Here is a 21,188-nt window from a genome sequence, read left to right on the forward strand (position 1 = left end):
GGCACCGACCGGCGCCCCCGTCCTTCCGATCACCCGAACAGCTTGGCGGCCGTCTCGGCGATACGCTTGCCCTGGTAGCGGGCGCCGTCCAGGTCGACCTGGCTCGGCTGGCGGCTGCCGTCGCCATCGGCCAGGGTCGACGCGCCATAGGGCGTGCCGCCATGGACTTCCTTGACGCCCATCTGGCCCTGGAAGCCGTAATCCAGCCCGACGATGGTCATGCCGTGGTGGATCAGGTTGGTCAGGACCGAGAACAGGGTCGTTTCCTGCCCGCCATGCTGGCTGGCGGTCGAGGTGAAGGCGCCGCCGACCTTGCCGACCAGGCCACCCTTCATCCACACGCCGCCGGTGGTGTCCCAGAAGGCCGCCATCTGGCTCGCCATGCGGCCATAGCGGGTCGGGGTGCCGACGATGATCGCGTCATAGTTCATCAGCGCGTCGGGACCCTCGATCTCGGGGTGCGCGGTGTCGGTCTTGAAGTGCGCGGCGGCGACCACCTCGGGCGGTGCGGTTTCGGCGACGCGGCGGATGTCCACCTCGGCACCACCGGCGCGTGCGCCCTCGGCGATGGCGTCGGCCATCTTCTCGATGTGACCATAGGACGAATAGTAAAGGACCAGAACCTTGGCCATGTCAGTTACTCCCTTCGAGAAAAACGAACTTATTCGGAATCGACCAGAACGATCTCGGCATCCTCGATCGCGGTGATCGTCACGGTCCGGCCACCGGAAAGCGCCGCACCGTCCCGAGCCGCGAACGGCACACCGTCGATTTCGATCCGCCCGGTGGCGGGGACGAGATAGGCATGACGCCCCTCGCCGACATTGTGCTCCAGACTCTCGCCAGCGCGCAGCGTCGCGCCCAGCACACGGGCGTCGGCCCGGATGCGCAGCGTATCGCCATCCTCGTCGAACCCGCTGGCCAGCGTCACGAACTTGCCCGAACGCTCGCCCTTGGGAAACGGCTTGGCGCCCCAGCTGGGCTGGCCGCCCCGGCTGCGCGGCTCGATCCAGATCTGGAACAGCGTCGTCGGCTCGGATTCAAGATTATATTCGGCATGGCGCACGCCCGAGCCAGCGCTCATCACCTGCACATCGCCCGCCGCGGTGCGGCCGACATTGCCCATCGAGTCCTGGTGCGTGATCGCGCCGGTGCGGACATAGGTGATGATCTCCATGTCGGCATGGGGATGCGGCGGAAAGCCCGCATTGGGGGCGATGACATCGTCATTCCACACCCGGATCGCGCCCCAGCCCATGCGGGCGGGGTCATAGTAATTGGCGAACGAAAAATGGTGCCGGGCCTCCAGCCAGCCATGATTGGCATGGCCCAGGCTTTCGAAGCTGCGGCGGTCGATGCCCCGATCGATGTCGGCGTCGGCAGTGATGGCAGTCATGGAATTTCTCCCTTTGTTGACCACAAGATAGGGCCGATTATGATCGCGTAAACGGAAACGCTGGAAACCGATCGTTTCCACGTTCATTGTAGCGCGCAGCGGACCGCCAAGGGTCGGCCAAGGGGGTGTCGATGCGTCTGCCGGATCTGGAAGCCTGGGCCATCTTCGCCGCCGTGGTCGAGCACCGCTCGTTCAGCGCCGCCGCCGATGCGATCGGCCTGTCCAAGGCCACCGTGTCCAAGGCGATCACCCGGCTGGAGGCGCAGCTCAACCAGTCGCTGTTCCACCGCACCTCGCGCCGCCTGGCGTTGACCGAAGCGGGAAAGCCGCTCGCCGACCATGCCGCGCGCATCCTGGCCGAGGCCCGCGCCGCCGAGGAAGCCGCGCGCGACGCCGCCAGTGCGCCCGCCGGTCGGATCCGGCTGGCGGCACCCATGTCGTTCGGGGTGACCAATATCGCCCCCATCATCGCCGACTTCCTGGCCGCGCATCCGGGAATCGAGATCGAACTCAGCCTGTCCGATGCGCGGGTCGATATCGTCGCCGAAGGCTATGACATCGCGCTGCGCATCGCCGACCTGCCCGACAGCTCCCTTCGCGCCCGGCGGCTGTGCGGGATTTCGACCCATATCGTCGCCTCGCCCGCCTATCTCGCCGACCATGGCACGCCGACCCATCCCAACGAACTGGGCGAGCACCGGCTGCTCAGCTATTCCAACATCACCGGCCCCTGGCGTTTCCGCCACCCCGGCGGCGCGGAAGTGTCGGTGCGTCCGCAAGGTCCGCTGACCGCCAATAGCGGCGACGCGCTGGTTCCCGCCGTCGTCGCGGGGCTGGGCATTGCGCGGCTGCCGGGCTTCATCATCGGGCCGCATCTCGCCTCGGGCCGCGCCGTCGCGATCCTGGAGGACTGGACGCCGCCGCCGATCGGGCTTCACCTGCTCACCCCGCCCAGCCCGCTGCGCCCCGCCCGTGTCGAGGCGCTGATCGCCTGGCTCGCCGACCGGGTGCGCGATCCGTGCATGGCCGCGCACGCGACGGAGGCCGTGCGATGAACCGGCTGTGTCCCGACGAGAGTGATGCGCGCTTCATCCGCCGCATCGTCCTGACCCTGCTGATCCTGGCCGTCACCGCCGCGTTGTTCCGCGCGGGCGACCTGCTGATCCTGGCCTTCGGATCGATCCTGGGGGCGATCGTCATCCATGCGATCGCCGACCTCTATGCCGATCACCTGCCCATCGGGCCGAAGCGTTCGCTGACCCTGTCGATCGCGACGGTGCTGGCGGTGCTGGGTTTCCTCGCCTGGCTGTTCGGCGTCGCCTTTCGCCAGCAGTTGAACACGCTGGTCACGCAATTGCCGATCCTGATCGACCAGCTGGCCGCCTGGGCCTCGCAATCGCCGGTCGGGGCCAAGGTCGTCGACGCGGTTCGTGCCGCCTATGCGGGCAGCCGGGTGGCGCAGGATATCGGGGGCATCGTGTCGGGCGCGGGCGAGTTCGTACTCAACTGTCTGTTGCTGCTGGTCGGCGCGCTGTTCTTCGCCGCCGATCCGAAAATCTACGAGCGTGGCTTCCTGCTGCTGATCCCCCGGTCGATGCGCCCCGCCATGGAAGACGCGCTGTTCGACACGGGTTCGACCCTGCGACTGTGGCTGCGCGCGCAGCTGATCCAGATGACGACGATGGGCGTGCTGGTCGGCGTCGGGCTGGCGATCGCGGGCGTGCCGTCGGCCGCCGCGCTGGGGCTGCTCACCGGGTTGAGCGAGTTCGTGCCCTATGTCGGGCCGATCGCCGCGATGCTGCCCGCGCTGGGGCTGGCGGCGCAGGGCGGGAACGGCGCGATCATCGGCACGCTCATCACCTTCGCGGTCGTCCGGCTGGTGCAGACCAATGCGATCACCCCCTTCGTCACCAGCCGGGTCGTCGCCATCCCGCCCGCCGTCACCCTGTTCGCGATCATCGGCATCGGGACCATCTTCGGCCTGTTCGGCCTTTTCTTTTCGGCCGCGCTGCTGATCGTCGCCTTCACCCTGATCCGCAGCCTGTATCTTCGCGAAGTTCTGGGCGAGGATATTCCCGCTGTGGAACATCAAACGCTGCTCGGCCCGGGAGCCCGGCTAAAACAAGAAGAGGAGATTCCCGGTTAGGGGTGAATTAACCTTTTACGTTCACATCCACGTTGGTTAATGATTGGAGTATCAGGTCGCCGGGGCAAGGGGGCGATCACTCGCAAATGGGGACTGTCGATGCGCGTATTGCTGATCGAAGACGAACCGATGACCGCCAAGGCGATCGAGCTGATGCTCGGCAGCGAAGGTTTCAACGTCTATACGACCGACCTGGGCGAGGAAGGCCTCGATCTCGGCAAGCTGTATGATTACGACATCATCCTGCTCGACCTGAACCTGCCCGACATGCACGGCTATGACGTGCTGAAGCGCCTGCGCGTCGCGCGCGTCTCGACGCCGGTGCTGATCCTGTCGGGCATCAACGAGATGGATTCGAAAGTGCGCAGCTTCGGCTTCGGGGCCGACGATTACGTCACCAAGCCGTTCCACCGCGAGGAACTGATCGCGCGTATCCACGCCGTCGTCCGCCGGTCCAAGGGCCATTCGCAGTCGATCATCCGCACCGGCAAGCTGGCGGTGAACCTCGACGCCAAGACGGTCGAGGTCGACAATGCCCGCGTCCACCTGACCGGCAAGGAATATGCGATGCTGGAGCTGCTCTCGCTCCGCAAGGGCACGACGCTGACCAAGGAAATGTTCCTCAACCACCTTTATGGCGGGATGGACGAACCGGAATTGAAGATCATCGACGTCTTCATCTGCAAGCTGCGCAAGAAGCTCAGCCTGGCCTGCGACGGCGAGAATTATATCGAGACGGTGTGGGGCCGCGGCTATGTGCTGCGCGAACCCGACGATGTGGAGCAGGCCGAGGTCGCCTGATCTTCCCACAAATACCGAAAAAGGCCGGTTCGCGGGGGCGCGGACCGGCCTTTTTTCTTGGGGTGTTCCCGCGGCCTTCGACTTCGCTCAGGCTGAACGGGTTGTGTGGCCTGGATCATTCCGCTCGCTCCGCTCGGCCTGAGCGAAGTCGAAGGCCACGCCCCCCTACCCCATCAGACCGCCACTCGCCGCCGCCGAAGCGCCAGAACCAGCAGCGCCAGCCCGCCGGCCATCAAGGCCATGCTGGCAGGCTCCGGCACCGGCGCCGGGCTTCCCCCGCTGCTCCCGGTTCCGCCCGAAGACCCGCCGGAGCTGCTCGGCGGATTGGACGTGCCCGGCACATAGGTGCCGATATAGGTCCCGAGATGGAACTCGCCATTCTGGATCAGGCTGCCGAACACCGCTGAGCCCTCGATATAATTGCCGGTAGTCGCTGCGGCCTTGGGCGCGAGGATCGATCCCTTCCAGGCGGTGGTCAATTCCAGGCTGGTCGCGTCGGGGAAGTTCCAGATGACATGCTCGCCCAGGCCGGACGCGCCGTTCAGGAAATTGTCGTCGAGGCGCACCGCACTGCCATGCACATTGACGATCACCGTGTCCGCGCCATTCGGGTTGAACGCGATCTCGCCGAAGCGCGTCAGGTCGGCGGCGTTCAGGTTGAACACGCCGACGCCGTTCGCCCCCGCCACGGCGTTGAACGTCGCGCGGTTGCCGCTGATCGATACCTGCGCCGTGGCGGACAGGGCGGCATAGCTGTTCGACAGATCGGTCATGCTGCTCGTCAGCAAGGACTTCTGCTGGTTCAACCCCGAGACGAAGCCGGGATCGCTGGCATTCAGGCCCGATTGGACGATATTCTGGTTGATGTTGGTGTTGGACAGCAGACCGCCGACCTTCACCGTCTGAACCCCGCCATTCAGGTTGAAGCCGCTCTCCACATTGCCGCCGATCAGCGCGCCAGAACCGTTATTGAGGTTCTTCGCCCCGCCCAGCACATTGCCGACCACCGTCAGGCCAGGCACCGCATAGGCCGAGCTGGGTACGGAACGGATCTGATAGTTGGACGAATTGCCACTCAGATTGCCGCCCACGAAAGTGCGCCCCTCCACCTCCGAACTGGAGGTCAGGTCGCCCAGGACGATGAGGTTCCATTCCTTGAGCGCGTCGATGCCGACCACGGGCGAAGCGGCGGCCAGCGAGGGGATGGCGGCCGCAATCAGGCCAATGGCGAGCAGACGGTTTTTCATACCCGCAAATTAGCAGAGTAAGTCCTGCCAAACCATTAGCGGTTTGGCCCACCGATTATCCCATTTCGAGGCGTTCTCCCGCCGATCTGGGCAGGGGCGTCAGCGACGCTCCCACACCTTCTGCCCGCCGATCCAGGTTTCCTCGACCTGGGTGGCGCGCAACTCGCTGGGGTTGATGTCCAGCGGGTTGCGGTCGACGATGATGAAGTCCGCCTGCTGCCCCTGTCCCAGTCGCCCGAACAGATCCTCGGCGAACCCGGCATAGGCGCCGTCCATGGTGAAGGCGCGCCACGCCGCCTCGCGCCCGACGATCTCCTGCGGCTGCCACCCGCCATAGGGCTGACCGTCCGGTCCCTGCCGGGTGATCGCCGCCGCCCAGCCCGCAAAGGGATCGGGCCGCTCGACCGGATAGTCCGAACCGAACACCAGGGTCGCGCCGTTCTTCAGCATCGTGTTCCAGGCATAGGCACCTGCCAGCCGCGCCGGACCCAGCCGCGCCTCGGCCATCTGGCGGTCGCTGGTCTCATGCACCGGCTGCATCGAGGCGATGATGCCATGCTTGCCGAAGCGCGGCAGGTCGACCGGATCGACGATCTGCGCATGTTCGATCCGCCAGCGCCGGTCGCCCTTATAGGTCTCGGCCAGCTCGTCGATCGCGTCGAGCACCTGCGCATTGGCCTTGTCCCCGATCGCGTGGACGGCGATCTGGTACTTGTCCATCGCCGCGCGGCTCATCAGGTTGCGGATCACGTCGTCCGACATGAAGCCCAGCCCGGTCTGGCCCGGCGCATCGGCATAGGGCTGCTTCAGCCACGCGCCGCGCGAACCCAGCGCGCCGTCGCCGTACAGCTTCACGCCGACCAGCCGCAGCTTGTTGTTGTACAGCCACGGCGTCGGCCCGGTGCCGCCGATGCGGACCGTATCGTCGACTCCGCCGCCATAGCTCATGATCCGCACGCGCAGGTTTCCGGCATCGCCCATCCGGCGATAGGTCATCCACTCGTCCAGCGTCGTGCCCATATCGGCGGTCGCGGTGATGCCGTGGGACAGCAGCTCGTTCTGCGCCTTCAGGAACGCGGCGTTGCGATCCTTGGCCAGCGGTTGCGGGATCGCCTTCTGGATCAATTGCATGGCGGCATCGACGAACACGCCCGAGGGCTGGCCGCCGACCTTCTCGATCCGGCCGCCGGAGGGAGAGACGGTCTTGGCGGTGATCCCCGCCGCCTTCATCGCCGCGCTGTTCGCCCAGAGCGCATGGCCATCGGCGCGCTCCATCACGACCGGACGGTCCGACACCACCGCATCCATGTCGGCGGCGGTCGGGAAACGGCCCAGCGCCCAGCTTTCCTGGTTCCAGCCGCCGCCCAATATCCATTTCCGCTCAGGATTGGCCGCGACATAGGCGGCGATCCGTGCCTTGGCCTCGTCCAGCGACTTGGTGGTCGCGAGGTCCAGTTCAATCTGGCGGAAGCCCAGCGCCATCACATGCCCATGCGAATCGACGAAGCCGGGCAGCATCACCCGCCCCTTCATGTCCGCGCGCCAGTCGAGCTTTTCGGGCCGCTTGTCCTTGGCGCCCAGCAGCTTCACGACCTTGCCGTCCGGGGTCAGCAGCAGGCCGGTGAAACGGACGACCTTGCCGTTCTTGTCCAGCGTCAGGCCCGTCACATTGTCGACCAGCGCATCCGCGAAGGCGGCGGCGGGGGTCAGCGTGATCGCCAGCGCGGTCAGGGCGGAGCGGAGAATGCGGGAGGGGGAAGCCTGCTTTGCCATGGCCGTTCCCTATCGGGTGTCGGGCTGAGTGGGAAGGTAGCTAACGATCCTCCCCGGCACGGGGAGGTGGCAGGGCGAAGCCCTGACGGAGGGGGGCTTCCACAAGGTCACAGCTTGCCGCACGCCCCCTCCACCATGCTGCGCATGGTCCCCCTCCCCGTACCGGGGAGGATCTCAGGACCGCCGCACCACCTCGCGAATCACGAAGTGCGAGGCCAGCCGCGTCACCCCCGGCAGGCGGGCCAGCGTCTCGCGGTGGATTCGTTCATAACTGTCGTCGCGGCGCACCTCGACCTGGATCATGTAATCCGCCTCGCCGCTCATCAGGAAACATTCTACGATCTCAGGACAGCGCAGGATTTCGCGCTCGAACGCGGCCATGGTATCCTGCCGCTGGTCCTTCAGCGTGACGTTGACCATCACGGTCGAGGGACGCCCGCGCGCCTCGTGGCTCAGGATCGCGCGGTAACCGGCAATGACGCCGCTTTCGCGCAACTGCGCCACGCGGCGATGCGCGGCGCTGGCGGACAGGCCGACCTTCTCGCCCAGCGCGGCGCTGGTCAGGTCGGAATCGCGGGCCAGCTGGGCCAGGATGCGGCGGTCGATCGCGTCGGACATTTCATCCCGATACATCGACATTCGACGCAAGAAAATCCCGTTGACAGCCCTTCACCGGGACCGCTTTGCACACCTCTCCCGCCCCGTCGGCGCTACTATCGCGTCAATATTCAAACGGAGAGTCCCCATGCGCGTCGGTGTCCCCAAGGAAATCAAGAACCACGAATATCGCGTCGGCCTGACCCCGCCATCGGTCGCCGAGCTGGTCGCCGCCGGTCACGAGGTGATCGTCGAGACCAAGGCCGGCAGCGGCATCGACTTCGAGGACCAGGACTATGTCGACGCGGGCGCGCGCATCGTCGCCACCGCCGCCGAGGTGTTCGACCAGGCCGAGATGATCGTGAAGGTGAAGGAGCCGCAGGCGGTCGAGGTCGCGATGCTGCGCCCGCACCATGTCCTGTTCACCTATCTCCACCTCGCCGCCGACAAGCCGCAGGCCGAGGGGCTGATGAAGTCGGGCGCGACCTGCATCGCCTATGAGACGGTCACTTCGCCCCGTGGCGGCGTGCCGCTCCTGAAACCGATGTCGGAAGTCGCGGGCCGCATGGCAGTGCAGGTCGGCGCGCATTATCTGGAAAAGCAGCAGGGCGGCCGTGGCATCCTGCTCGGCGGCGTGCCCGGCGTGGCCCCCGCCAAGGTCGCGATCCTGGGCGGCGGCGTATCGGGCGTGAATGCGGCGCAGATGGCGGTGGGTCTTCGCGCCGACGTCACCATCTATGACATCAACAATGATCGTCTGGCCGAGCTGGACATGTTCTTCTCCAGCCAGATCAAGACCGCCTATGCCTCCAAGGCGGCGATCGCGGCGGCGGTGAAGAATGCGCATCTGGTCATCGGCGCGGTGCTGGTTCCGGGTGCCGCGGCTCCGAAGCTCGTCACGCGCGACATGCTGAAGACGATGAAGCGCGGCTCGGTGATGGTCGACATCGCGATCGACCAGGGCGGCTGCTTCGAGACCAGCCATGCCACCACCCACCAGGACCCGGTGTTCGAGGTCGATGGCGTGATCCATTACTGCGTCGCCAACATGCCGGGCGCGGTCGCCCGCACCTCGACCTTCGCGCTCAACAACGCCACCCTGCCCTTCGCGGTGAAGCTGGCGAACATGGGGGCCGAGGCCGCGATGAAGGCCGATCCGCACTTGGCCGGTGGCCTGAACGTCTCGGGCGGCAAGATCCGCCACGCCGCGGTCGCCGAAGCCCTCGACCTGCCGTTCGAGGCTTGGGCGGGCTAAACACCATCGTTCATACTGGGCGAAGTTGAAGGGCATGTCCGGGCGTCATGCCCGTGGCCTTCGACTTCGCTCAGGCTGAACGGCTTCTGGGATTTAACCCCACCTCCGTTCGCGCTGAGCGTAGTCGAAGCGTACGCCGTGCCATCCGCCACGAGGCGCGGTTGAGTTCGCGCGGAGGCGCGGAGACGCAGAGGGGTTTAGAATGGGGTTGGCGGCTGGTGTCGGTTCCGCCAACGGATTTGCCTCACCGTGGCGGTTGGAGGCCAGCTTTGCGGCTGGATGCACCATCTCCGCGTCTCCGCGCCTCCGCGCGAACCAAAAAAGAAACAAAAATAGAACATGCGTGTTGATCCCCCGAAAGGATCACCGATGACCGACAATCCCAAGACCGAACCCTTCTCCAACGCCGAGAAGGACCCCGATGACTGGACCACCGGCGACGAGAAGATGACCGGCGCGCAGGCCAGCTATCTGAAAACCCTGTCCGAAGAGGCGGGCGAGCTGTTCGACGATACGCTGACCAAGGCGGACGCCTCCAAGCGGATCGACGCGCTTCAGGAAAAGACCGGCCGGGGCCAGTAAGCCCCTATTCCCCCATCATCCGAATAGCCTGGTCGAGCAGCATCACCCGCTGCTCGATCGCCGGGCGATAGGCGGCATTGGCGGGGGACAATTCCAGCGCCCGGTTCCAGAAGACCCGCGCCTTGCCGAAATCACCCGCCCGCATCCAGGCCAGCCCCTCGAAGAAGAAGGGCGCCGGGTCCCCAGGCCCCAGCGTTCGGGCGCGGCGAAAGGCGAAGCGGGCGGCGGGCGACATCTGATAGCCGTCATGCGCGAACAGGACATTGCCCAGCTCGGTCCAGTACGGAACGCTGGTCCGGTCGCCGCCCACCGCGCCCAGCATGATCTGCACCGCGGTGCGCTTGTTGCCCGAGCGCGACAGGGCATCGGCGGCGGTGAACATCGCCGCCTCTCCGCCATAACGTCCGATCAGCTGCCCGCGCAGCTCGGAAATCGCATCATTGTCGAGCAGCGCGTCGGGGCGCGGCGCGGGCGCGCTGGCCGCCAGGGTCGGTCGCCCCTGCCACGCATAGCCGACGCCCCCGAGCGCCAGCGCGGCCCCAAGCATCGTCCAGAGCGGTCGCGGAAACCGCAGCCACAGCGCCGCGCCCGAGGCTACGGCCGCGATCAGCAGCAGGATCAGCCAGCCCATCAGCGCCGCTTCCGAAAGCTGGACCACGCGATCCATGCGCCGATCGCCAGCAACAGGATCGGTGTCGCCCACAGCAACGCCGTCGCACCCGACAAAGGCGGGTCATAGCTGACATAATCGCCGTATCGCTCGATCAGCCAGGCGCGGATCGCCTCCGGGCTTTCCCCGCGCGCGATACGCTGGCGGACCAGTGCGCGCATGTCCGCGGCCATGTCGGCATCGCTGTCCGCGATCGACTGGCCCTGGCACACGACGCAGCGCAGCTCCCCCATCAGGGCGCGCGCCTGCGCCTCGGCCCGGCGGTCGGGCAATTGGGTGTTGCCGTAATCGGGCGTCGCCGTGGCGGCGGCCAGCAACAACGCGAGCGACAGGCTCATCGCGCGGCGGCCATATCGCGAACGATCTGGTCGACCTGATCGGCGCGGATATCGCCGATATATTGCCGCACGATCCGCCCGCGCCCGTCGATCAGGAAGGTCTCCGGCACGCCGGACGAGCCGAGCGCCATCTGCACCCGGCTGCGGCTGTCATCGCCGATCGCGGCATAGGGATCGCCGTTGCGGCGCAGGAAGGCGGCGATGGCAGGTCCCTTGTCATGAATGGCGACGGCGTCGATCGGGACGCCGCGCGCCTTGAGCGCCATCAGCTGCGGCGCCTCGGCGATGCAGGGGATGCACCAGCTGGCAAAGACGTTCAGCAGGCGCGGCTTGCCGCCCCGGAAATCGCTGCTCGCCAGACCGGGCTTGCCCGGCACCATCGGCTCGAGCGTGAACACCGGCAGCGGCTTGTCGACCAGCGTCGAGTGGACCGCCGTGTCGGCGGGCCGCATCAGCCCGGCCGCGACCACCGCGAAGAACACTCCGAACAGCCCCAGCGGCAGCCAGATCAGCGCGCGCTTCATCCCCACAGAGCCTCCCGCCGTCGTTGCTGCCACGCCTTGAACCACCGCCCGGCCAGTGCCATCACGCCGCCCAATGCGATCAGCGCGCCGCCCAGCCAGATCAAAGTCACGAACGGCTTCCACCACAGCCGCAACTGCCAGCGCCCGGTCGCCGCGTCCTGCTGTCCCAGCACCGTATAGAGCTGTCCGTCCCAGCGAGTCGCGATGGCGCTCTCGCTGGTCGTGGTCGGGGGATCGGTGAAGAAGCGCTGCTGCGGGCGCAGGGTGGCACCGTCGCCCTCGCGCGTCGCGGTCAGCCGCGCCTCCAGTGCCGACCAGTTCGCGCCGATATTGGGATAGATGCGGTTCAGCTCTACCCGCCACGGGCCGACAATGGTCGCCTGCCCCGGATAGAGCGCGACCAGCCGTTCGGCGGTGAACGCGCTGTCGCAGGCCATGCCGATCATGCTGACACCCAGACCGACATGCGCGACCACCATGCCCCAGATGGGCAAGGGCGTGCGCCGCCAGTTGCGCCGGGTGATCGGCAATACGCTGGCGACGATCAGCCCGACGCCGAACGACAAGCCCAGCAGCGACAACACACCCATGCCGCCGGTCAGCGTCAGCATCAGCGCAAAGGTCCCCGCCGCCGCGACCATCGGCCACAACATGCGGATCAGCACCGCCTCCGCGTCATCGCTCCGCCAGCGCAAGGCAGGCCCGACCGCCATGACGGCGACCAGCGCCAGCGCGATCGGCCCGGCGGCGGTGTGGAAGAAGGGCGGCCCGACGGACAGGCGCACACCGAACCCGGCGGCGACCAACGGATAGAGCGTGCCGATCAGCACGATGCCCAGGATGACCGAGAGCAGCAGATTGTTGACGACCAGCCCGCCCTCGCGGCTGACAAAGGTGAAGCTTCGCCCCGCCCGCACCTGCCCGATCCGCGCGCCGAACAACGCCAGCGCGCCGCCGATATAGAGGCCCAGCAACGCCAGGATGAACGCCCCGCGCCGGGGATCGACGGCGAAGGCATGAACGCTCGTCAATATGCCCGAGCGGACCAGGAACGTCCCGATCATCGACATGGAAAACGCCACGACCGCCAGCATCACCGTCCAAGCGCGAAGGCCATCGCGCGCGGCCAGCACATTGACCGAATGGAGGAGCGCCGTCGCTGCCAGCCACGGCATCAGCGAGGCATTCTCGACCGGGTCCCAGAACCACCAGCCGCCCCAGCCCAGCTCATAATAGGCCCAATAGGACCCCGCCGTGATGCCGATGGTCAGTAGCACCCAGGCCCCCAGCACCCAGGGCCGCATCGCGCGGGCAAAGGCCGGGCCGACCTGCCCCGTCACCAGCGCGCCGACCGCGAAGGAAAAGGCGACCGACAGCCCGACATAGCCCGCGTAGAGCGTCGGCGGGTGGAAGGCGAGGCCGGGGTCCTGCAACAGCGGGTTCAGCCCTTGTCCCTCGATCGGTGCCGGGTTCAGCCGTGCGAACGGGTTGGAGGCGAACAGCAGGAAGGCATAGAAGCCCAGCGCGATCGCACCCTGCGCCGCCAGCGTCGCGACATGGGTCGGCCGGTCGAGCGTCCGCTCCTTCCACGCGACCAGCGCCCCGCCCGCACCCAGGATCGTCACCCAGAGCAGCATCGAACCTTCATGATTGCCCCAGGCCCCGGCGAATTTGTAGATCCACGGCTTGGCCGAATGACTGTTCTCGGCGACCAGCTTGACCGACAGATCGGTGTTCAGGAACACCGCGATCAGCGCGGCCATGGCGATGGCGACCAGCGCGCCCTGCACGATCGCCACCGGGCCGATCGCCGCCATCGCCTGCTCGCCCGCTACGTCCTTGCGACGGAGCGCCAGAACGCCGAGCAACAGTTGCAACCCCGCCAGCATCGCGGCGAACCAGAGCGCGGCCAGGCCCGCCTCGGCGATCACGGCTCCAAACTCCGGCTCTCGTGCATGTTGCCCGCCATTTCGGGGGGCATGTATTTCTCGTCATGCTTGGCGAGCAGGTTGGTCGCGACGAAACGGCCATCGGGCTGGAACTGCCCCTCGGCCACCACGCCCGATTTCTCGCGAAACAGGTCGGGCGTGATCCCGGCGAAGGTGACAGGCGTCGTCGCCTTGCCGTCGGTCACGACGAAGCGCACCGTCACGCCGTCGGGCGCGCGGTGGACCGACCCCGCCTCGACCATTCCGCCCAGCCGGACCGCACGGCCCAGCGGCAGGCCCTGCTTTTGCGCATCGGAAGGCGTGTAGAAGAACGCCGCCTGGTCCTTCATCGCCGACATGGCGAGCAGGACCGCCGCGACGATCGCGGCCAGCGCCAGCAACACCAGCGTGAGACGTTGGGATTTGGGCGTCATTTCTCGGCGCGCTTCATCGCCAGATAGCTGATGAGGGTCAGCGCACCCGCGCCCCCCAGCATGACCGCATAGGCCGCCGCAACGAACGCCATCTGGTTCATGCGCGCGCCATCCGCCGCATCCGCGCCTCGGCCTTGGCCTGCGCCAGCAGCGCGCGCATCCGCATCAGCACGATGGCCGCGAACAGGAAGGTGAAGCCGCCCAGCGCGATGGGCAACGGCCAGAGCAGCGACGTGTCGATGCTGGAGCCGGTCAGCCCGATCGACTGCCCCTGATGGAGCGTGTTCCACCAGACGACCGAGTAACGGATGACCGGCAGCAGCGCGGTGCCCGCCAGTCCGTACAGCGCCGGAATCCGCCCGTCCCCGCCGCGATCCGCGTCGGCACGGGCGAGCGCGATATAACCCAGATAGACGAACAGGAGGAGCAGCATCGAGGTCAGCCGCCCGTCCCATTGCCACCACGTCCCCCAGGTCGGCCGCCCCCAGATCGAACCCGTCGCCAGACACAGCGCCGTAAACACCGCCCCCGGCCAGGCGATGGCGCGCCCCGCGATCTGCGCCAACGGATGCCGCCAGACGATCAGCGACAGGCTGGCGATGGCGATACCGCTCCATCCGCCCATGCCCAGCCAGGCGGCGGGGACATGGATGTAGAGGATGCGCACCGTCTCGCCCTGAAGATAGTCGGGCGGCGTCTGGGTCAGCCCCGCCCAGACCGCGACCGCGATCAGCGCGATGCCGAGCCCGAGGAAAATCCCGGTCAGCGGACGAGCGATCTTCAGGAAACGCGCAGGGTTCGCAAGGGTATGAAGGGTGGCCACGATACGCGGACTGTAAGAGGGTTTTTCGGGCGCGTCATCCGCCTTCTCCCATCTTAAGCCCCTCCCGCAGGCGAGTTTCAGGTCGGTCATGCCCCCGGCATGACCTAAACGATGCGGGGCATCGTTTACCTGAAACTGGGTTTGGGGAGGGCACGATGTCTCACCGAGGCCATCGCTCGCGGCCTGCCCTCCCCCATCCCCTCCCGTTTACGGGAGGGGCGTGAGACTCATCGATGACGGACCTGTTCACGTGCTGATTCGTCTTCACTCCACGACATCCCCAACAGGGGAGCAAAGGGGACCATCACAACATCATGCCAGCCTTCCACCGCCTGCCCTTCCTCGCCCTAGCGCTCATCCCCACCACTCTCTCCGCCCAAACCAACGAACCCGAAACCATCATCGTCACCGGCCGGGGCCTGAACGACCAACCCGGCGACCGCGCGCTGGACGTGGTGACGATCGACCGCGACCGGATCACGCAGAATGCTTCGCAGCGGCTGGAGAATGTCCTGGCCGACGCCGCCGGGCTCCAGCAATTCCGCCGCTCGGACAGCCGTTCGGCGCATCCCACATCGCAGGGCATCACCTTGCGAGGGCTCGGCGGCAATGCGTCGAGCCGGGCGCTGCTGGTCCTCGACGGCGTGCCGCAGGCCGATCCGTTCGGCGGCTGGGTGGTCTTCCCCGCCTATGCGACCGGGCGGCTGGGCCGCATCCGGGTGACGCGCGGCGGCGGATCGGGTTTCTGGGGGCCGGGCGCGCTGGCGGGCACGATAGAGATGGACAGTGCGACGCCCGACCAGCTCTCCCCGCTCGACCTCGCTTTGTCCTATGGCAGCCGCCATTCGGTCGATGCGCAAGGATCGGCCTCGCTGGTGCGGGACGGTGGTTTCCTGACGGTGTCAGGTGCCTATGCCCGCGGCGATGGCTTCACCCCCATCATCGAGGAGCAGCGCGGTCCGGCCGACCGGCCCGCCCCCTATGAGCAATATTCGGGCGCGGCGCGCGGCGTCGTCGCGATCGCGCCCGCCACCGAGTTGCAGATGACCCTCGCCGCCTTTCACGATGCGCGAGACCGGGGGACCGATTTCACCGACAATCGCTCGGACGGTGCGGATGCGAGCATCCGCCTGGTCGGACGGGGGGCCTGGGGCTGGTCGGCGCTGGCCTATGTCCAGACGCGGCAATTCGCCTCGCGCTATGCCAGCGTGAATGCCGCGCGGACGGCGGCGACGCTGACGCTCGACCAGTATAACGTCCCCGCCACCGGACTGGGCGGCCGGGTCGAGGTGTCGCCACCGCTGGGCGATACGGTCACGCTGCGGCTGGGCGGCGATATTCGCGATACCAGCGGGCGGACGCAGGAACGCTACACCTATGTCGCAGGTGCCCCGACCCGGCGGCGCGAGGCGGGCGGCGCGACGCGGACCATGGGACTGTTCGCCGATGGCAGCGTCGAGGCAGGGGCGCTGACCGTCACCGCCGCCGCGCGAGTGGATGACTGGCGCATTCGGGGTGGACGGCTGGATGAAGGCGTGCTGGCGACCGGCGCGGTGCTGACCGATACCGATTTCCCGAACCGCTCGGGGCAGGAATTTACCGGGCGGCTGGGGGCCGCCTTGCGGGTCGTCCAGCCGCTGGCCCTGCGGGCGGCGGCCTATCGCGGCTGGCGGTTGCCGACACTCAACGAACTCTACCGGCCGTTCCGCGCCGGGGCGGATGCTACCGCCGCCAATGCCGCGCTGAACCCCGAACGGGTCGAGGGCGTCGAGGGCGGGTTCGACCTGACCCCGGCGACGGGGGTTCGGCTGTCGGGCACCTATTTCTTCAACCGGCTCACCGATGCGATCGCCAATGTGACCCTGGGGCGCGGGCCGGGGACATTCCCCGGCGTCGGCTTCGTCGCCGCGAATGGCGTGTACCGGATGCGGCAAAATCTCGACGCGATCGGGTCACAGGGGTTCGAGCTGGAAGCCAATGCCGCCATTGGCCCGGTCAGCGCCCGCGCGTCCTGGTCGCATGTCGATGCACGGGTGGAGGCATCGGGCAACGCCGCGCCGCTCGACGGCCTGCGCCCGGCGCAGACGCCGCGCGACCAGTTTTCGGGCACGCTGGCGGTCGAGCGGCGCGGGGCGGTGGTGAGCGGGACCCTGCGCCATGTCGGGCGGCAATATGAGGATGACCAGAATATCCGCTCGCTGGCACCTGCGACGACGCTGGACGCCTATGCGGCGGTGCCGGTCGTGCGCGGCTGGCTGATCGAGGCGCGGGCGGAGAACCTTGCCGATGCGCGAGTCGAGGCGGCGTATAGCGGCGCAGGGATGATCGAGCGGGCGACGCCGCGGACCTTGTGGATCGGGGTTCGGACGCGGTTGTGATCCCTTGGCCTTCGACTTCGCTCAGGCCGAACGTAGTCGAAGGCCACGCCCCTACCCCCGCTTCTTCACCAAGGCCGTGCGCAGGCACCGGCACACCACCTCGTCCCGCTGGTTGAGCGCCTCGTGCCGGAACGTCACCAGCCCCGCCCCCGGCCGCGACTTGCTCTCGCGCAAGGCCGTCACCTCGCTCGTCGCCCGCAGCGTATCGCCCAGGAACACCGGCGCGGGCATGACCAGTTCGTCGTACCCCAGATTCGCCACCAGTGTCCCCAGCGTCGTCTCCCCCACCGACAGGCCGACCATCAGCGAGAAGGTGAAGGTGCCGTTGACAAGGATGCGCCCGAACTCGCTGGCCTTGGCCGCCTCGGCATCGATGTGCAGCGGCTGCGGATTGTGGGTCATGGTCGAGAACAGGAGATTGTCCGTCTCGGTCACGGTGCGGCGGATCGGATGTTCGATCCGGTCGCCGATCGTCCAGTCGTCGAAATGGCGCCCGCTCATGCCGCGTCCTCCGTAACGATGCGAACCAGCGCGACGCCCTCGGCCACCTGCCCGCCGGTCTCGGCCTTCAGGTCGGTGACGATGCCGTCGAACGGCGCGGTCAGGACATGCTCCATCTTCATCGCCTCCAGCGTGACGAGCGGCTGGCCTGCGCTGACCGCCTGCCCTTCGGCCACCGCGACCGCGATGATCCGGCCGGGCATGGGCGACAGGATCGCACCGTCTCCCGCCCCGCCCGCCGCCAAGCCGTCGGCGCGCCAGCGGGTAAAGGACCAGCTTTGCCCGCCCTCGGAAATCAGCACCTCGTCGGTAGGTGATGGGGGCACGTCGCCCGCCTCGCCGAAATCCACGGTAATGGCGCGCCCGTCGAGCAGGAAGCGCGCGCTCCGTCGGGGCACGGCGTTCAGGCGGAAGCACGACAATGCGTCCTGCCCGATCAGCGCGGCGGCTGCCTCGGCCAGCGCCTCTTCGGACGGCTCGGTCGGCGGCATCAACGCCTCGCCCTGGCGCGCGATCAGGCCGGTATCGACCTGCCCGCTGGCGAAGTCGGGATGGTCGAGCGCCTGGACCAGAAAGCCCGCATTGGTGCGCACCGGCCAGATCACCGCCTCGTCCAGTGCATCCGCCAGCGCCTCACGCGCATCGTCGCGGGTATCGCCATGGGCGATGACCTTGGCGATCATCGGGTCGTACCAGGGGGTGATCTCTGCCCCCTCCTCGACTCCGGTGTCGATGCGGATCGCGGGATCGTCGCCGAGGTCGAACACCTCCAGCGTGCCGATCGCGGGCAGGAAGCCCTTGGCCGGATCCTCGGCATAGAGCCGTGCCTCGATCGCATGGCCATGGATGGCGAGTTGGTCTTGCGCCATCGGCAAAGGCTCGCCCGCCGCGACGCGTAGTTGCCACTCGACCAGATCGACGCCGGTGATCGCCTCGGTCACGGGATGCTCGACCTGGAGCCGGGTGTTCATCTCCATGAACCAGACGCGGTCGGCGCGCAGGCCTTCGGAGGCGTCGGCAATGAACTCGATCGTGCCCGCCCCCACATAGTCCACCGCTTGCGCGGCGCGGACGGCGGCGCCACACACGACCTGCCGCGTCGCCTCGTCCATGCCCGGCGCGGGGGCTTCCTCGATCACCTTCTGGTGGCGGCGTTGCAGCGAGCAGTCACGCTCGAACAGATGCACGACATGGCCGTGCCGGTCTCCGAAGACCTGCACCTCGATATGGCGGGGCGAGAGGATGTATTTCTCGATCAGCACCCGATCGTCGCCGAACGAGGATGCCGCCTCGCGACGGCAGGAGGCCAGCGCCTCGGCGAAAGCGGCGGGGTCGTCGACGCGGCGCATCCCCTTGCCGCCGCCACCCGCCACCGCCTTGATGAGGACGGGGTAGCCGATTGCATCCGCTTCGGTCGCGAGGCGGTCGGGTGACTGGTCCTCGCCCAGATAGCCCGGCGTGACGGGAACACCGGCGGCGATCATCCGGGCCTTGGCTGCGTCCTTCAGGCCCATGGCGCGGATGCTGTCCGGGTTGGGACCGACCCAGACCAGCCCGGCGGCGATCACGCTTTCCGCGAACTCGGCATTTTCCGACAGGAAGCCATAGCCGGGATGGATCGCCTCCGCCCCGCTATCCCGCGCGGCAGAGAGGATGCGAGCGGCATCGAGATAGCTTTCGCGCACCGGGGCCGGACCGATCAGGATCGCCTCGTCGGCCATACGGACATGCAGCGCCTGTGCATCGGCCTCGGAATAGACCGCGATGGTGCGCAGGCCCATCTCGCGCGCGGTGCGGATGATGCGGCAGGCGATCTCGCCGCGATTGGCGATGAGGAGGCTCTTCATCATCAGGATTCCAGCTTCAACATGATGGCGTGCGGGCGTTCAGCGATGGCGTCGAGGATCACGGTCAGGATGCGATCGAAGCGCTCCCCGATCACCTTGCGTGCGGCGGCGGCGTTGGTGATGGTCAGCGCAATCGGCGGCTCGACTACCGCGATCAACAGATCGAACAGCGCATCCAGACTGCCGCCATACCATTCGACGCCCGAGGCTTCGCGGATACGGGCATGGAAATCGGCCTCGTCCACCACGGTCGCGCCGTCGATGGTCAGGTCCATGGCCATTACATGCGGAACACCCCGAAGCGGGGTGCCTCCGCGATGGGTGCATTGAGACACGCATCCAGCGCCAGCCCGAGAACGTCGCGAGTCTGCGCCGGATCGACGATCCCGTCGTCCCACAACCGCGCGGTCGCGTACCACGGGTTCCCCTCGTCCTCGTAACGCTGGCGGATGGGGGCCTTGAATGCCTCCGCCTCGTCCGGCGTCCAGTTCTCCGCGTCGCGATGGACGGTCGCCAGCACGCTCGCCGCCTGTTCGCCGCCCATCACGCTGATCCGCGCATTGGGCCATGTGAACAGGAAGCGGGGGCCATAGGAGCGCCCGCACATGCCGTAATTGCCCGCGCCGAAGCTGCCGCCGATCAGCACGGTGATCTTGGGCACCTGCGCCGTCGCCACCGCCGTCACCAGCTTGGCGCCATGCTTGGCGATGCCCTCCGCCTCATAGCGGCCGCCGACCATGAAGCCGGAGATATTCTGAAGGAACAGCAGGGGGATGCGCCGCTGGCAGGCCAGCTCGATGAAATGCGCGCCCTTCTGCGCGCTTTCCGAGAACAGCACGCCGTTGTTCGCCAGGATCGCGACCGGCTTGCCATGGATATGCGCAAAGCCGCAGGCCAGCGACGCGCCGTACAGCCCCTTGAATTCGTGGAAGCGCGATCCGTCGACCAGCCGGGCGATCACTTCATGCACGTCGTACGGCGCGCGCACGTCCTGCGGGATCAGGCCGTAGAGGTCCTCCGCCGGATAGAGCGGTTCGTCCGCCTCGGCGAGATTCACATCGGGCATGACCTGCGGCGGCAGGGTCTCGACGATATCGCGGACGATCGACAGCGCATGATCGTCATTCTCGGCGACATGATCGACCACGCCCGACTTGCGGCCATGCGTGTCCGCGCCGCCCAGTTCCTCGGCCGAGATGACCTCGCCCGTCGCCGCCTTCACCAGCGGCGGCCCGGCGAGGAAGATCGTCCCCTGCCCGCGCACGATGACGGTTTCGTCGGACATGGCCGGGACATAGGCCCCGCCCGCGGTGCAGCTGCCCATGACGCAGGCGATCTGCGGAATACCCGCCGCCGACATCTGCGCCTGGTTGAAGAAGATGCGGCCGAAATGATCGCGGTCGGGAAAGACCTCCGCCTGGTGCGGCAGGTTCGCGCCACCGCTGTCGACCAGATAGATGCAAGGGAGCCGGTTCTCGAGCGCGATCTCCTGCGCGCGCAGATGCTTCTTGACGGTCAGCGGATAATAGGTGCCGCCCTTCACCGTCGCGTCATTGGCGACGATCATCACCTGTCGGCCATGGACCCGGCCAATGCCCGCGATCACGCCCGCGCCGGGGACGGCATCGTCGTACAGGCCGTTGGCAGCGAGCTGCCCGATTTCGAGGAAGGGTGAGCCCGGGTCGAGCAACTGCTCCACCCGGTCGCGGGGGAGCAGCTTGCCGCGCGACACATGCCGGTCGCGCGCCGCGTCGCTGCCACCCAGCCCGGCCTTAGCGACATCGGCGCGGAGGTGTTCGGCGAGCGCGCGGTTGTGGTCCGCGTTCGCACGGAATGCCACATCGTCGCGCGGCACCCGGCTGGAAAGCACTGCCCCCATCAAATCCTCCCCATCTCTGATGGGGAGGGGGACCGCCGCGAAGCGGGGGTGGAGGAGCGAGGGGCTTGT

General features: G+C 67.4%; 21 protein-coding genes. 6 read left to right on the forward strand and 15 right to left on the reverse strand.

Annotated elements, in window-relative coordinates; all coding sequences use genetic code 11:
* Positions 1-29: 29 nt before the first annotated feature.
* Both wrbA and BSZ14_RS02530 read right to left on the reverse strand, forming a co-directional pair.
* Positions 30-632 carry an NAD(P)H:quinone oxidoreductase gene (wrbA, locus tag BSZ14_RS02525; protein ID WP_042484900.1) on the reverse strand — a complete coding sequence of 201 codons (603 nt, stop codon included), beginning with the start codon at positions 630-632 and terminating at the stop codon, positions 30-32.
* A 29-nt stretch (positions 633-661) separates the two neighbouring features.
* Positions 662-1,396, reverse strand: a complete 735-nt coding sequence (locus BSZ14_RS02530; protein ID WP_076709750.1) for a pirin family protein — start codon at positions 1,394-1,396, stop codon at positions 662-664.
* Positions 1,397-1,527: 131 nt separating this feature from the next.
* On the opposite strand from BSZ14_RS02530, the gene BSZ14_RS02535 reads away from it, so the two are divergent.
* From BSZ14_RS02535 to ctrA, 3 genes are all read left to right on the forward strand, one after another.
* The gene (locus BSZ14_RS02535; protein ID WP_076709751.1) at positions 1,528-2,451 is read left to right on the forward strand and encodes a LysR family transcriptional regulator; all 924 of its coding nucleotides are present in this window, start codon (positions 1,528-1,530) and stop codon (positions 2,449-2,451) included.
* Complete coding sequence (locus tag BSZ14_RS02540; RefSeq protein WP_076709752.1) at positions 2,448-3,542, forward strand: AI-2E family transporter; 1,095 nt, start codon at positions 2,448-2,450, stop codon at positions 3,540-3,542. Before BSZ14_RS02535 ends, BSZ14_RS02540 begins: the two co-directional genes overlap by 4 nt.
* A 99-nt stretch (positions 3,543-3,641) precedes the next feature.
* Positions 3,642-4,343 (forward strand): response regulator transcription factor CtrA, encoded by a 702-nt coding sequence (gene ctrA, locus BSZ14_RS02545; protein WP_076709661.1) that lies wholly within the window; start codon positions 3,642-3,644, stop codon positions 4,341-4,343.
* Positions 4,344-4,516: 173 nt separating this feature from the next.
* Here the strand turns inward: ctrA and BSZ14_RS02550 are convergent, their stop codons facing one another.
* The 3 genes from BSZ14_RS02550 to BSZ14_RS02560 all read right to left on the reverse strand — a co-directional run bounded on the left by BSZ14_RS02550 (position 4,517) and on the right by BSZ14_RS02560 (position 7,981).
* Positions 4,517-5,590: a choice-of-anchor A family protein gene (locus tag BSZ14_RS02550; RefSeq protein ID WP_042484889.1), complete on the reverse strand. Its 1,074-nt coding sequence runs from the start codon at positions 5,588-5,590 to the stop codon at positions 4,517-4,519.
* A gap of 99 nt (positions 5,591-5,689) precedes the next feature.
* Positions 5,690-7,363 carry an amidohydrolase gene (locus BSZ14_RS02555; RefSeq protein WP_076709662.1) on the reverse strand — a complete coding sequence of 558 codons (1,674 nt, stop codon included), beginning with the start codon at positions 7,361-7,363 and terminating at the stop codon, positions 5,690-5,692.
* 174 nt (positions 7,364-7,537) lie between these two features.
* On the reverse strand, positions 7,538-7,981 hold the full coding sequence (locus tag BSZ14_RS02560) for an Lrp/AsnC family transcriptional regulator (protein WP_042484883.1): 444 nt from the start codon (positions 7,979-7,981) through the stop codon (positions 7,538-7,540).
* Between the two features lie 127 nt (positions 7,982-8,108).
* Between BSZ14_RS02560 and ald the strand changes: the two genes are divergently transcribed.
* Together ald and BSZ14_RS02570 are read left to right on the forward strand one after the other, a co-directional pair.
* Positions 8,109-9,215, forward strand: a complete 1,107-nt coding sequence (gene ald / locus BSZ14_RS02565; protein WP_076709663.1) for an alanine dehydrogenase — start codon at positions 8,109-8,111, stop codon at positions 9,213-9,215.
* 369 nt (positions 9,216-9,584) lie between these two features.
* Positions 9,585-9,797: a DUF3072 domain-containing protein gene (locus tag BSZ14_RS02570; protein ID WP_076709664.1), complete on the forward strand. Its 213-nt coding sequence runs from the start codon at positions 9,585-9,587 to the stop codon at positions 9,795-9,797.
* Between the two features lie 4 nt (positions 9,798-9,801).
* Here BSZ14_RS02570 and BSZ14_RS02575 read toward each other — a convergent pair whose 3' ends face one another.
* The 6 genes from BSZ14_RS02575 to ccmC form a co-directional block, all read right to left on the reverse strand.
* On the reverse strand, positions 9,802-10,464 hold the full coding sequence (locus tag BSZ14_RS02575; RefSeq protein ID WP_083748053.1) for a hypothetical protein: 663 nt from the start codon (positions 10,462-10,464) through the stop codon (positions 9,802-9,804).
* Positions 10,428-10,805 carry a cytochrome c-type biogenesis protein gene (locus BSZ14_RS02580; RefSeq protein ID WP_076709665.1) on the reverse strand — a complete coding sequence of 126 codons (378 nt, stop codon included), beginning with the start codon at positions 10,803-10,805 and terminating at the stop codon, positions 10,428-10,430. Before BSZ14_RS02580 ends, BSZ14_RS02575 begins: the two co-directional genes overlap by 37 nt.
* On the reverse strand, positions 10,802-11,329 hold the full coding sequence (locus BSZ14_RS02585) for a redoxin family protein (RefSeq protein WP_042484877.1): 528 nt from the start codon (positions 11,327-11,329) through the stop codon (positions 10,802-10,804). The genes BSZ14_RS02580 and BSZ14_RS02585 overlap by 4 nt, the downstream gene beginning before the upstream one ends.
* On the reverse strand, positions 11,326-13,260 hold the full coding sequence (locus BSZ14_RS02590) for a heme lyase CcmF/NrfE family subunit (RefSeq protein ID WP_076709666.1): 1,935 nt from the start codon (positions 13,258-13,260) through the stop codon (positions 11,326-11,328). The genes BSZ14_RS02585 and BSZ14_RS02590 overlap by 4 nt, the downstream gene beginning before the upstream one ends.
* Positions 13,257-13,691 carry a cytochrome c maturation protein CcmE gene (ccmE, locus tag BSZ14_RS02595; RefSeq protein ID WP_076709667.1) on the reverse strand — a complete coding sequence of 145 codons (435 nt, stop codon included), beginning with the start codon at positions 13,689-13,691 and terminating at the stop codon, positions 13,257-13,259. The genes BSZ14_RS02590 and ccmE overlap by 4 nt, the downstream gene beginning before the upstream one ends.
* A 97-nt stretch (positions 13,692-13,788) precedes the next feature.
* Complete coding sequence (ccmC, locus tag BSZ14_RS02600; protein ID WP_076709668.1) at positions 13,789-14,514, reverse strand: heme ABC transporter permease CcmC; 726 nt, start codon at positions 14,512-14,514, stop codon at positions 13,789-13,791.
* Between the two features lie 314 nt (positions 14,515-14,828).
* Here ccmC and BSZ14_RS02605 point away from each other — a divergent pair, with 314 nt between their 5' ends.
* Complete coding sequence (locus tag BSZ14_RS02605; protein ID WP_076709669.1) at positions 14,829-16,892, forward strand: TonB-dependent receptor; 2,064 nt, start codon at positions 14,829-14,831, stop codon at positions 16,890-16,892.
* A 51-nt stretch (positions 16,893-16,943) separates the two neighbouring features.
* Here the strand turns inward: BSZ14_RS02605 and BSZ14_RS02610 are convergent, their stop codons facing one another.
* The 4 genes from BSZ14_RS02610 to BSZ14_RS02625 are packed head-to-tail and all read right to left on the reverse strand — an operon-like array spanning position 16,944 to position 21,119.
* Positions 16,944-17,393, reverse strand: coding sequence for a MaoC family dehydratase (locus BSZ14_RS02610; protein ID WP_076709670.1), 450 nt, complete (start codon positions 17,391-17,393; stop codon positions 16,944-16,946).
* The gene (locus BSZ14_RS02615) at positions 17,390-19,243 is read right to left on the reverse strand and encodes an acetyl/propionyl/methylcrotonyl-CoA carboxylase subunit alpha (RefSeq protein WP_076709671.1); all 1,854 of its coding nucleotides are present in this window, start codon (positions 19,241-19,243) and stop codon (positions 17,390-17,392) included. The genes BSZ14_RS02610 and BSZ14_RS02615 overlap by 4 nt, the downstream gene beginning before the upstream one ends.
* Positions 19,243-19,515 carry a barstar family protein gene (locus BSZ14_RS02620; RefSeq protein ID WP_158069155.1) on the reverse strand — a complete coding sequence of 91 codons (273 nt, stop codon included), beginning with the start codon at positions 19,513-19,515 and terminating at the stop codon, positions 19,243-19,245. Before BSZ14_RS02620 ends, BSZ14_RS02615 begins: the two co-directional genes overlap by 1 nt.
* A 5-nt stretch (positions 19,516-19,520) precedes the next feature.
* Positions 19,521-21,119: a carboxyl transferase domain-containing protein gene (locus tag BSZ14_RS02625; RefSeq protein ID WP_076709673.1), complete on the reverse strand. Its 1,599-nt coding sequence runs from the start codon at positions 21,117-21,119 to the stop codon at positions 19,521-19,523.
* Positions 21,120-21,188 lie beyond the last annotated feature (69 nt).

The sequence above is a fragment of the Sphingomonas sp. Sph1(2015) genome (assembly GCF_001970915.1).
Lineage (GTDB): Bacteria > Pseudomonadota > Alphaproteobacteria > Sphingomonadales > Sphingomonadaceae > Sphingomonas > Sphingomonas parapaucimobilis.

Bases quoted from the DNA above. Each gene is read 5' to 3' on its own strand.
- BSZ14_RS02540 (WP_076709752.1), top strand. From the start codon at position 2,448: ATGAACCGGCTGTGTCCCGACGAGAGTGATGCGCGCTTCATCCGCCGC.
- BSZ14_RS02535 (WP_076709751.1), top strand. From the start codon at position 1,528: ATGCGTCTGCCGGATCTGGAAGCCTGGGCCATCTTCGCCGCCGTGGTC.
- BSZ14_RS02625 (WP_076709673.1), bottom strand. From the start codon at position 21,119: ATGGGGGCAGTGCTTTCCAGCCGGGTGCCGCGCGACGATGTGGCATTC.
- ctrA (WP_076709661.1), top strand. From the start codon at position 3,642: ATGCGCGTATTGCTGATCGAAGACGAACCGATGACCGCCAAGGCGATC.
- wrbA (WP_042484900.1), bottom strand. From the start codon at position 632: ATGGCCAAGGTTCTGGTCCTTTACTATTCGTCCTATGGTCACATCGAG.
- BSZ14_RS02570 (WP_076709664.1), top strand. From the start codon at position 9,585: ATGACCGACAATCCCAAGACCGAACCCTTCTCCAACGCCGAGAAGGAC.
- BSZ14_RS02620 (WP_158069155.1), bottom strand. From the start codon at position 19,515: ATGGACCTGACCATCGACGGCGCGACCGTGGTGGACGAGGCCGATTTC.
- BSZ14_RS02550 (WP_042484889.1), bottom strand. From the start codon at position 5,590: ATGAAAAACCGTCTGCTCGCCATTGGCCTGATTGCGGCCGCCATCCCC.
- BSZ14_RS02605 (WP_076709669.1), top strand. From the start codon at position 14,829: ATGCCAGCCTTCCACCGCCTGCCCTTCCTCGCCCTAGCGCTCATCCCC.
- BSZ14_RS02560 (WP_042484883.1), bottom strand. From the start codon at position 7,981: ATGTCCGACGCGATCGACCGCCGCATCCTGGCCCAGCTGGCCCGCGAT.
- BSZ14_RS02585 (WP_042484877.1), bottom strand. From the start codon at position 11,329: ATGAAGCGCGCGCTGATCTGGCTGCCGCTGGGGCTGTTCGGAGTGTTC.
- ald (WP_076709663.1), top strand. From the start codon at position 8,109: ATGCGCGTCGGTGTCCCCAAGGAAATCAAGAACCACGAATATCGCGTC.
- BSZ14_RS02575 (WP_083748053.1), bottom strand. From the start codon at position 10,464: ATGGATCGCGTGGTCCAGCTTTCGGAAGCGGCGCTGATGGGCTGGCTG.
- ccmE (WP_076709667.1), bottom strand. From the start codon at position 13,691: ATGACGCCCAAATCCCAACGTCTCACGCTGGTGTTGCTGGCGCTGGCC.
- BSZ14_RS02580 (WP_076709665.1), bottom strand. From the start codon at position 10,805: ATGAGCCTGTCGCTCGCGTTGTTGCTGGCCGCCGCCACGGCGACGCCC.
- BSZ14_RS02615 (WP_076709671.1), bottom strand. From the start codon at position 19,243: ATGATGAAGAGCCTCCTCATCGCCAATCGCGGCGAGATCGCCTGCCGC.
- BSZ14_RS02555 (WP_076709662.1), bottom strand. From the start codon at position 7,363: ATGGCAAAGCAGGCTTCCCCCTCCCGCATTCTCCGCTCCGCCCTGACC.
- BSZ14_RS02610 (WP_076709670.1), bottom strand. From the start codon at position 17,393: ATGAGCGGGCGCCATTTCGACGACTGGACGATCGGCGACCGGATCGAA.
- BSZ14_RS02530 (WP_076709750.1), bottom strand. From the start codon at position 1,396: ATGACTGCCATCACTGCCGACGCCGACATCGATCGGGGCATCGACCGC.